The sequence below is a fragment of the Photobacterium sanguinicancri genome (genome assembly GCF_002265265.1).
Lineage (GTDB): Bacteria > Pseudomonadota > Gammaproteobacteria > Enterobacterales > Vibrionaceae > Photobacterium > Photobacterium sanguinicancri.
The window spans coordinates 1-10,428 of record NZ_NOIF01000180.1 but is presented as its reverse complement, the minus strand read 5'-3'; the positions used below and the strand labels follow the sequence as shown (position 1 = coordinate 10,428).

8 protein-coding genes and 2 pseudogenes are annotated in these 10,428 nt (G+C 46.1%); 2 read left to right on the top strand and 8 right to left on the bottom strand.

Annotated elements, in window-relative coordinates; translation table 11 throughout:
• Positions 1-421: 421 nt before the first annotated feature.
• The 4 genes from thcA to ASV53_RS19915 all read right to left on the bottom strand — a co-directional run bounded on the left by thcA (position 422) and on the right by ASV53_RS19915 (position 4,497).
• A complete protein-coding gene (gene thcA, locus ASV53_RS19930) occupies positions 422-991 on the bottom strand; it encodes a Thoeris type III anti-phage system protein ThcA (RefSeq protein ID WP_094958387.1) in 570 nt (189 codons plus the stop codon).
• 2 nt (positions 992-993) lie between these two features.
• Positions 994-2,136, bottom strand: coding sequence for a Thoeris type III anti-phage system protein ThcB4 (thcB4, locus tag ASV53_RS19925; protein WP_094958386.1), 1,143 nt, complete (start codon positions 2,134-2,136; stop codon positions 994-996).
• 81 nt (positions 2,137-2,217) lie between these two features.
• Positions 2,218-3,612 carry a CBASS cGAMP-activated phospholipase gene (locus ASV53_RS19920; RefSeq protein ID WP_439126496.1) on the bottom strand — a complete coding sequence of 465 codons (1,395 nt, stop codon included), beginning with the start codon at positions 3,610-3,612 and terminating at the stop codon, positions 2,218-2,220.
• Between the two features lie 285 nt (positions 3,613-3,897).
• Complete coding sequence (locus ASV53_RS19915; protein ID WP_094958384.1) at positions 3,898-4,497, bottom strand: TIR domain-containing protein; 600 nt, start codon at positions 4,495-4,497, stop codon at positions 3,898-3,900.
• 208 nt (positions 4,498-4,705) lie between these two features.
• Here ASV53_RS19915 and ASV53_RS26035 point away from each other — a divergent pair.
• Positions 4,706-5,204: pseudogene (locus ASV53_RS26035) on the top strand (IS5 family transposase); the annotation flags it as partial.
• A gap of 573 nt (positions 5,205-5,777) precedes the next feature.
• Here ASV53_RS26035 and ASV53_RS19905 read toward each other — a convergent pair.
• The 3 genes and pseudogenes from ASV53_RS19905 to fruB all read right to left on the bottom strand — a co-directional run.
• Positions 5,778-6,524 (bottom strand): annotated as a pseudogene (locus ASV53_RS19905) (PTS fructose-like transporter subunit IIB); the annotation flags it as partial.
• Between the two features lie 87 nt (positions 6,525-6,611).
• Positions 6,612-7,550 carry a 1-phosphofructokinase gene (gene pfkB / locus ASV53_RS19900; RefSeq protein WP_094958382.1) on the bottom strand — a complete coding sequence of 313 codons (939 nt, stop codon included), beginning with the start codon at positions 7,548-7,550 and terminating at the stop codon, positions 6,612-6,614.
• A complete protein-coding gene (gene fruB / locus ASV53_RS19895; protein WP_094958381.1) occupies positions 7,550-8,668 on the bottom strand; it encodes a fused PTS fructose transporter subunit IIA/HPr protein in 1,119 nt (372 codons plus the stop codon). The genes pfkB and fruB overlap by 1 nt, the downstream gene beginning before the upstream one ends.
• Before the next feature lie 332 nt (positions 8,669-9,000).
• On the opposite strand from fruB, the gene cra reads away from it, so the two are divergent.
• The gene (cra, locus tag ASV53_RS19890) at positions 9,001-9,984 is read left to right on the top strand and encodes a catabolite repressor/activator (protein ID WP_094958380.1); all 984 of its coding nucleotides are present in this window, start codon (positions 9,001-9,003) and stop codon (positions 9,982-9,984) included.
• A gap of 73 nt (positions 9,985-10,057) precedes the next feature.
• Here the strand turns inward: cra and ASV53_RS19885 are convergent.
• Positions 10,058-10,428: hypothetical protein (locus ASV53_RS19885; RefSeq protein ID WP_239928866.1), on the bottom strand; the 371-nt coding region annotated here is incomplete at its 5' end.

The window sequence follows — 10,428 nt, the reverse complement described above, 5'->3', positions numbered from 1 at the left end:
GTCCCACACTAGTGGAAATAACTCTTTAAATAATTTCAATAATACATATCTATCATATTCAACAGGTAAAGCTTCTGAGATTAATTTCAAAGGCCTGGTAAATAACTTCTGTAACCTTTTTGTTTCTGAGTGGTATTTTTTCTTTACAATGCCTGCCATAATTAACCAATTTCGACTATTTTAGTGATGTAAGTCAGGAGTACTAAAGGAATCATAATCTTAGCGAATACACTCAAGTGCTTCCTTCTTCTTTAAATCATGAGGAATTCGTGGAGACTTCTATTTCTAACTTTTAACCTTACTTCATTTTAAAATTCGCGATATTGCCTTTCCTGATATAGGAAAAACCACCAAGAAGCCAAGCAAAAAAACCGATACGACTCACACGTAGAACAGAAAAATGCTTGGCCTCACAAGAGCACTATTGGGTAGGCAAATACAAACTATAAAGCGTCGCAAAATCAATATTTTCGAGTTCATCTTCAGTGAAATCACCGCTATCGCGAGCAAGATCAAGCGCTGCGCCACCTGGTGCGGCAACTGGAAGAACGAAAGCGTCAGGATTGAACCTCCTGAAAATTTCGTATTCGGCCTCAACTCCATCCATCCCTCCAATGAATACGGCTCCGATCAAATCTTCCCTAGAGAGCATCTGTTCTCGCATCAGCTTTAGGCTAGCCTTGACATCGCCGGGAATGGAATCGGTGTAAACTACGTTGTCAAACCGTTGGTTCTCTTCCGGGTAGCGACCTTCAAAAAAGCGGCTTTGATAGAGGCTCACTGAATCTGCATAGTCAGCCCCAAGATCTTCGCAGATATTCCAAATCATAGGGGTAATTGCAGGATGGCCGCCCCACACAATCTTGTATCGCCGGACGGTAGCAATGGCCAGCTCGCGAACGGCGCACTGGATAAGAAATGGGTCAGCGCTCTCATAGTAGTGACCACGCCCAATCATAGGGATACTTGCTGAAAGGAAAATCGCCCCCATTTCTATGCCCTCCAATCTGCAAATTGCCAGCCTGCTTCACAAGCCTTAACCCAGCGCGCCGCCTGAATGTACTGGCCCAGCCAGTCAAGGTGGCTCAACCACTGAGGATGTAAGCCTACATGATCATAGAGTATGGCCACGGATTCGTCAGGAGAGTTCATTGAAGCTTCGTGCATTGTCGTGGAGGTCGGCACACCTACCGTTGGGTAGACGACAACCATCCGGTCATCTGGAAGACGTACTCGAATCCCTCGACCGGTGCCCATACCAATCACCTCGCCACCTATACTCTCAATGCCTATTCGCAGATTGCTCACTAGGTTAACGGTTCTCACCGCATGACTTTTGCTACGAACTTCCTCAAGCTGAAGACAGATACGATCAATCGCGTAATCACTAATCCGTCCTGAGCTAACATCTAGCTCGCTTGTATCAAGCTCAGCGAGGCTTGCAGTTGCCAAGCGAGCGGAGCACTCGGCTTCAGGCCACCCAACTCTAAGAACGCTAATGCCTTTGGCAAGTGCCCTTCCAAACTCTGCTGCCGTCCATCGACTATTGAAATAGTCAGGCGTGTCGAGCATCAACAACACATCAGAATCGCAAAGCCTGTGCCACAGCATGGTCTGAAAATCTTCTGCCGGTGCTATGCTGTGGGTATCTAGGAAAACTTCGAAATGCCTGGCAGAAAGCGCGTCGAACATCTGCAGCGCCGCCTGCCTAGCCTCGTCCCGTCGATAACTGACAAAGACCCGACGTTGCTTCGGAAGCAGACCTGCACATTCCAAGAGCGCACTGGCCACCCGCCTTGCTCCACCATTTGCATATGACAAACTATTCAATGACCGAAGTATTTCCGGGACTTCCGTGGTAACTCGACCTAGGTCAGACACGACGGGGACAACAGGAACACCACTTCGCAGCAAACGTAGTAGACTGGGATGATCCGTGCCTACTCCGCCGAAAAATACAACGGCAGCCGATCGTTGCTGATGAGGAGAGAAGTCACCAGGAACTACCTCCCAGCCGATCTCCTGGCCCAACCTCAAGCCAAACTTAGAAACCGCATCAGCTACAGCCGTTTCAAGCTCGGATATTTGCTCTGCCGAGGGTGCCCCCATGACAGCAAGGTGATAGATAAATGACATGACAGCCTCCCTATTAGTTTCGCTTAAACGCTAGCAACCAAACGGGGGCTTCGAAACTATCTCCCAAGCGCCCGTACATTTTCAGTACCGCTCCCACGGTTCAACATGTTGACCGTCAAAGAATCTGGAACGTACCTCCGCAAAGTGATCTTTCCCAACGTCATTGCCACGTTGAACCATCTCTTGGATAGCCTCGGCGTCATCCATTTTTATTTCGTCAGGGGTCAGCTGGTTAACTCGCACGTGACGCGTCGGGCCTAGGAAGCTCTCCGCTAGTACCAGAGCACCATGCTCTTGGGCTGCAAAAAATAGATCCACGCTGTGAGGAGCCCAACCAGCCTTGCCCTTCCCGAGCTGTTCGGTGAAGTCACTTTCGCTGCTGAGTGTACCAATACTCAGAACATCGATTCTGTCGAGAGGGATCTTCAGGTACCGAACCGCTTCCGCCAGTGCTGGGAGGATAGGGTTGTTGGCCCAAACACCACCATCTAGAAATGTCTCCAATGCAACAGCTCCATCGATGGTAACCTCATCAAAATAGGTAGGTGCAGCGGAGGAAGCCAGTGCAGCGTCGACGGCCAAAATACCTCGATAAGCTGTACGATCTGGGCTATGTGGGGTAACGATCGCCTCTGCCTGACCGTGCTTTGCTCTCACGGTTGGAATCACTAGGCGACAGAGGGAATCTGCTTCTAACGTTTTGTCCCCGTACACATCTGTCAGCAAGCCTCGAAGTGTCGTTGAGTCATGCTTGGATTTGAGCCAGTGCCGCAGTTTCCGATCCTTCGGAAAAATCTGAGGGCCATTTTCTTTGTAAAACTCAAGGATTTCACGTGGCGTCAAGCCCATAGCCAGCCCAATAGCCAAGATCGCACCCGTGGATGTGCCAGCAACCAAGTCGAAGTGAGAAATCAGGTCATTCCCACCACCGGCCTTTAGCATGTCGTCCCACTTGGCCAATACCGCCGCAGTGAATGTGCCTCTAAGCCCTCCCCCGTCTAGCGCCAAGATGCGGAAGTTTCGGCCTCGCGATACGTTACGGCGAGTAAGCGGTAGGTTTTTCAACTGACTGGCGATCAAACCTACGACTTCTTCAACCGATGTACTGTTGGCAATGGTCGCATTCGCCTCGTGAGATAGTCCGTTTCGCAAACGAGATAGCAATGAAGGATCTTCTTCGAGATAGCCTGCGATAGCACCGCCAAACCCCGCAACAACAAAGCCAGGCTTTCCAAGATCAAGCATTGTATCTAGCTCATTGGGGACGCCTGCTTTTACTTTATTAACGTCCCACCATGCACCACCGACGCAGATGACTACATCGGAACGTTCAGCCATCCAATCACGCATTGGGGTCAAGCCGTCTGCAGCCTGGCCATCGCTGTTATCTGCAGGAACAATCTCTACAGAAGCGAATGCTCTTTGCTCTTCAATTTCAGCAGTGTACTCGTCAGTTGAGTAGCTCTTCGCCCGCACTAGAGTAAGTGCACCCTTGCTCCCACCGGCTTGGATGAAACTCTCAGCAGCTTTACGCAGTGGCTCAATGAACGACGGATGGCTCCCATGGACAATGGAGCCCCCTTCACTGAAGATTTTCGCTGCAAATTTCTGCACGAAATCCGCAATGTCTTCTTGCATTTCTTTGTTCGAGCCGGACAGGTGAACCCTGACTCCGGACAGACGCCGTGTAGTTGCCATGTGTAATACCTAAATTATCTAAAATGTCGAGTTCTACCAGCTAGTACTTCCAAGGGCGCGTTTTCAGCGACCGGTCAATTTAGCTGCGGTTTCAATCCAGTCTGCGATGTTTTCTCGGCCATTTTGAGCTGCGAAGTCGTATCTCTTGCAATACTTGGACAGTTTGACAACAACGTTACTGGTAGGGGCGTCAAACCACAGATCAGAGGCGGGGATGGCGGAGGAGTAATCCGAGTACTTCACCCATTTACCATTCTTTCGCTCCGCAAAATAAATCTTGCCGTTGGCGAGATAGACACCCACTTCATCCAGTGGGTTTGTACCTTTCACACCAAGCTTCTTCTCTTTATTTCTTACGCCATGGATATCGACCGTGAGCAGCCCATTGCCTTTCAATACGCTGCGCACAATCTCGTAACGTACCCACCGCCTAGCAGCGGTATACTGACCGGCAAGGACGCACGTCACTGAGGTGTTCTTGAGACCATTACGAAGGAAGGTCTTGAGCGATTCATCACTTTCCTTCTTAGAAGCTTCAAACACACTGCCGTCATAGAACCCTTCCGCCTCTTGATCCTTGCTGACGACCCAGCAATTCCTGACATTCCAGACTCGCCACACATCTTCCTGATAATGGAAGGAAAAAAAAGTTTTCCGTGCCATCCCTTACCTCTGTTCGTTTCATTGACAATACCTCTCACCCGCAGTGACTACAGGTCACTGTGGAATATGTCATAAGCGCTCGTCATGTAATGCGAACCCATCAAACAATGAGTGGCTAGAATTTGTTAAGATTACATCAATAATTTATAATAAATCAATGGGATGTATAACTTTCATTGTTAGCTAGATCCTTTTTAACCATTTCAACATGGGCAAAGCTAGGCGCTGCATCACTAACGGGCCAGATTATAACCAGAGCTGCGTAATCGCGGCTCATTGACCTTTTGGGTTGATGAAGCGCCCATCAAAGGTTGGCTATACCACCAGCATCATGTTGGCGGGGACGCGGCTTTCAATTTACTGACCAGCGATTGAAGTCGTCCTGATGCTGAAAGCTTTTTTTGCCTTTCACTGCGAGTCACCGAAGGGTTTATTAATTTCTTGTTTAAGTAGATGGATGTTCCCTTGGCTTCACCGGACTATAGCTGCATTAGAAAGCGGGCTAAAACCGTCAACTTGGCTTATCGCTTACGGAGCTGTGCCCCCCCGCTGCTCATGTTGTTATTGATGCCACAGGCCTTAAGGTTTTTGGCGAAGGAGAGTGGAAAACCCGTAAGCATGGTAAGGAAAAGCGTCTGGTCTGGCGTAAGTTACTCACATTAGTTTTTATATGGAAAACTCGAATAAATAAAGCTCGTGTCAGTATTAATACTAACAAATTATGGGGCGTGCGACGTGAGGTCGTATGAAGCGCTGTTCACCGCTCAACGAGTGAACCATCTGTATCACCAGGTGAACCTAGGAGCCTGAATAAAGTAGCGGCTCTGACAATGTAATGAAGATTGGTATTTTACCTATCGGGATCGAAATCGTGAGAAGACGATCCTCCTGATAACCACAAAATCGGGGGGGCTTCATGGCCTGCCGCTGATGATGGGAATGCCATATGTCCTATCTCGTTTGCTAAGAAAGCATCGATTATACATTCGGGGTCTGGTTGTGTTGAATCTTATGAGAGTATCTACCAACCCACCTACCTACCCAATTTAAGTCTAACGATTTAATATCAGTTCATTGGTAACGCCTAGTTGTGAGATTGCTAACTTGGGGAATTCTGAGTGGATCAACGTGTGTGAATTGAGGGCTATTTGGAATATGGCCGTTAGTCGCAATTTTTTGAGCTATTATTTTTGAGTAATGAGGCAAAGTCCTTGGTACATGGGCTCAGTCACCCACCCACCCAATTAAAACTAACAAAAAAAAATTCTTGATTAATCACAAACGCCTGTCATTAAGTGTTTATACGCACCTGTTTTTTCACCTGATGTACTCGCGCTATTTGCTGAACTTCCATCATGTTGATACGTAGCCCCTTTCTCAAAAGCATTTTCAAGCTCTTGTTTTGTTTTCTTAAGTGCTAAACCTGTACTGGTTTTATAGACTTTCTTGCCTGCGAAACGCGCCATATCAATTTCGATATCAGCAGCAATAATCACTAAATCAGCATCTGCAATTTCAGATTCTGTCAGTTGGTTTTTAGCACCAACAGAACCACGTGTTTCCACTTTAATATGGTGTCCAAGACGATTGCCTTCTTCTTCCAGCGCTTCCGCCGCCATGAAAGTATGAGCAACACCTGTTGGACACGCAGTGATAGCAACAATCTTCTTAATACTATTGTTAGAAGCTTGATTTTCATCTACTTGTGGAATGACGGCCAACACATCGGCTTGGCTAATCGCATTTTCTAGGTATGTTTTTGGCGATGTTAGGCACGCTGAAATATCAGATTGATACACTTTCTTCGATTTGAAACGGCTCAAATCTATAGTGCGATTAGCAGCAACAATGACACAGTCCGCTGCTTCGATTTGTTCGGCGGTAAGTGTATTACCACTTACGACACTTGACTGACACTCAATATTTGCCGTCCATTTTAATTCTGCCGCTGCTTTTTCAAGCAAACCCGCAGCGATGACGCTATTTGCAATACCGCTTGGGCAAGCTGTCACTATGGCTACTTTCATTATCAAAACCCTCTGATTCTTTTATTTTTTACGTAATTATATTTACGTTACTGGATAAATATTTGTTGGTATAAGCTAACTATCGTTCTATGCGAGTTGTACTTGTTCCATACACTGCTCAACACGTTCTAAGCTATCAACGCCAACACCAACTTGTGCCACAGCTAACGCAGATAAAGCCGTCGCAAATTTTAATGTTTGTTCTTTGTTCCATTGATTTAAGTGACCCCAACACATGCCAGCCACTAGCGTGTCGCCCGCACCTACAGTACTGACTACATTCATTTTTGGTGGTTTAGCAGAGAGCCAACCATCTTGATCTAGCCACGTCACACCGTGCTCGCCACGCGATACAACAACATTACGGACCCCTAAATTTGAGATCGTTTCAGCAACCTCGGTAATAGAAGCAAGTGTTGTCAGTGGCTTTCCAGCCCAATCCGCTAATTCATCATCGTTGGGTTTGATCAACCAAGGTGTTGCCTCAAGCCCTGCAGCTAATGCCGCTTTTGAACTATCGAATAGCACTTGTTTGCCTTGCTCTTGAAGCAGGCGAATCCATTGCGCACATTTTTCTGGTGACACGCCCTGCGGTAAGCTACCAGCCAACACAAACACATCATGTGTTTGTGCAAGTGCTAACAACGCTTGCTCAAACTGAGCAATATCCGCTTCTGTTACATTCACGCCAGGGAAGTTCAAGTCGGTAACTTTGCCTGAGTCTTCAACCACTTTTACATTAATACGCGTAGCTCCTGCTACACGTACAAAGGCATCATTCAAGCCTATTGATTCAAACAATTGGCAAAAAGGCGCTTGGTTATCCGCACCTAAAAAACCAGTCACAGTTACCTCAGCACCCAACTCAGCAAGCACTTTCGCGACGTTTACGCCTTTACCAGCAGGGTGTAACGAGCCGCGTTGAACTAAGTTAACGCTACCTGCGCTCAAGGTTTCAAGGGAACCAGTTAAGTCCAAAGCAGGGTTTAACGTCACAGTGACGACTTTCAGGTTTTTCACTGACATTATTTGCCCTCCCCTAAACCATTTGCGATAGCTTCACCAATTGCAGTTAATGCAGCGTCTGCATCAGCCCCTTGCGCTGTAAAATGTAATTTATGGCCATGCTTAACGCCCAATGCGATTACTTTCATTAAACTTTTCGCATTTACCGACTTACCTTCACCGTCAAGGTTGGCAACAAGAATATTAGATTCAAACCCTTTAGCGGTACTTACCAACATGGCACCCGGACGCGCATGTAACCCATGCGTATTACGGATCTGGAATGTCGCCTCAGAACCTTCTAGTGTTTCTTCTGTTAGTAGCGAGATCACTTTATCGCTGTCTGACGTTAGCAACTTGCTCACTTGCTGGTTGTAAAGCAGGTTTGTTAAATGCTTTAAATTTTGGACGTGAGCACTGTTACAAGCAGCAACCGCTAACAAAGCATTTACTGGCTGACCGTCTTGTTCAAAATGTTGTGATGGCTTAACAAAAGACAAGGTAGTACGAGTCACTGCTATATCTGTTTTTGCCAACCACAGACCTTGCCCTAAATAAGTCGGTTCTGTTGCCACCATATTCGCAACACCCTCAGCACCTAGCGCGTGTTTATTTTTGATCAAGCCCGCTGCTACAGCAGTCAATTGCAATAAGTCTGTCGCGGGGAAATCAAGCAGTACCAAGCTATTGTCAAAGTCTGCGTCAAGCTGAGCATCACCGTTAAGGATCGCAATGATGGTCTCTGCGCTACGACTTTCTTTTAATTTTTGTTCAACGCCATCAGCTGAAAGTACCTTTGTGAGCTGTTTAAGAATGCCTAAGTGCTCATCTGACTTAGCCGCAATACCTATCGCAAGGTAAACTGTTTTACCATCACCCCAGTTAACCCCTTGCGGAAAGTGATGAATTTTAACGCCCGTATTGTTAACTAACCCTCGGGTATCTGTCGTACCATGCGGTATCGCAATGCCATTACCCAAAAAAGTTGAGTTTTGCGCTTCGCGTGCCAGCATGCCATTCACATACCCAGTCGCAACAAGGCCACTTTGTTCTAACCCGCTAGCCAAAGCCTTAATTGCTTGTTCTTTATTGTCGGCAAATTGATCTAGCTGAATGTCGTTTGTCGAAAGCGATAACATGTGTTCATCCTCTTACGTTTTTGCACTCCCCTTTACTTAAGGGCAGCTACTACACGCTGTAATTATAAGAATAGCGAATCGCCTCTTTAGCTCGTCCTCCCCCCAACTTTAGTCCCTCGTTGGAATCGCTAATTAAAGCTGAACCACAAGCTGAAACGATTCAGCAAAAAGCAAAATTAAAAGTTTCAGCACAATCTGAGAGAGTTCTCCATCTCTGCTGAAACCTTTCAGCTGACATGCTGAAACCTTTCAGCTATGATTGCAAACACTAGTAGAGTGATCAGTTACCAAATTTTGATCAACCGCACAATTATTCCTGTTAGAGATAGAAAATGACGCTAGATGAAATTGCAAAACTTGCGGGGGTTTCACGAACAACGGCAAGTTATGTCATCAATGGGAAAGCCAGCAAATACCGTATTAGTGAAAAAACACAGCTAAAAGTAATGGCTATCGTTAATGAACATAACTTCAGGCCAGACCACGCAGCGACGTCTTTACGCGCAGGTAGCAGCCGATCGTTTGGTTTGATCATCCCAGATCTTGAGAATAGTAGTTATGCCAAGTTAGCTAAGTTACTTGAGCGCGACGCGCGTAAAGCAGGCTACCAACTAATCATCTCATGCTCTGACGACGATCCAGAAACTGAGATGAAAGTCGCTGACACTTTACTTAGTCGACGAATAGATGCACTCATTGTGGCCAGTGCCCTTTCGCCTGATAACGACTTTTATAAAAAAATCCAAACTGGTGGCGTGCCTGTTATTGCCATTGACCGCGCGTTAGATGATGAAGTCTTTGCTAGTGTGATCAGTGAAGATCTTGAAGGCGCTTACGAACTCACTCAATCTCTACTGCGCAAACCACTAACAAGTATTGGCATCATAGGCGCAGTTAAAGATCTTGGTGTTTCAGTTGAGCGTGAGCAAGGCTTCTTCTCTGCCCTTCGGGCACACGCTAATGATGTAACCGTACAGACGGCTTACGGTGATCATTTTAGCCAGGAGGAAGGGTTTCGCATCGTTAAGGAATGGATTAAGCAAGGCACGATGCCAGATGCGATTTTGGCAACATCCTACACTTTGTTTGAAGGAATATTAGATGGCTTACTGACTCAGCCTGAATTACTCACTAAAACCCAACTAGCGACATTTGGTGATAATCGCCTATTAGACTTTCTTCCCAACAAAATTCAATCATTACCTCAGCAATTTGAGCTGATTGCTGAAAATGCTTTAGAGCTAGCACTAAATGCGGTTGCGGGGAGATATAGAACAGGTGTTGAAGTTGTATCGAGGAAAATAAAGAGACGCTAATACACAGCTTTAGCGATTAACGTCTCTTTTACAGCTGTCTATAGGCGTAATAACTTAAATTACGCCTTAACAGTTATGCGAGTGCTGCTAACTTCTCATTCGCTTTAAGAAGTAAAGGTTCTTTCTTAGTAACACAGTAAGCGACAAATTTTTCTTTTGGCAGCATCATTCGTACTGGCGCTGGTAAAAACTCGTAGCCGTTTTCAAAAAAAGAATCGATATAGCCAGGCTGGTTGAGTTTATCGCCTGCTACAGCGACTAACTTCTCGACTAAAATAGCTTCTATTTTTGGCCAATGCGCCTGCATTATCTCATCAATACTATTACCGCCAACTTTGTCTGCAGCTAACTGAGTTGCTTTTTCTTTTAATTTACCAAACATTATTATTGCCTCGTTTTTGATGGTAGCAATACTAAATGAATCACTTTTAACGTCTAAAATAT

Coding starts and splice junctions, on each gene's coding strand:
- thcB4 (WP_094958386.1), bottom strand. CDS start 2,136: ATGTCATTTATCTATCACCTTGCTGTCATGGGGGCACCCTCGGCAGAG.
- pfkB (WP_094958382.1), bottom strand. CDS start 7,550: ATGTCAGTGAAAAACCTGAAAGTCGTCACTGTGACGTTAAACCCTGCT.
- fruB (WP_094958381.1), bottom strand. CDS start 8,668: ATGTTATCGCTTTCGACAAACGACATTCAGCTAGATCAATTTGCCGAC.
- cra (WP_094958380.1), top strand. CDS start 9,001: ATGACGCTAGATGAAATTGCAAAACTTGCGGGGGTTTCACGAACAACG.
- ASV53_RS19915 (WP_094958384.1), bottom strand. CDS start 4,497: ATGGCACGGAAAACTTTTTTTTCCTTCCATTATCAGGAAGATGTGTGG.
- thcA (WP_094958387.1), bottom strand. CDS start 991: ATGGGGGCGATTTTCCTTTCAGCAAGTATCCCTATGATTGGGCGTGGT.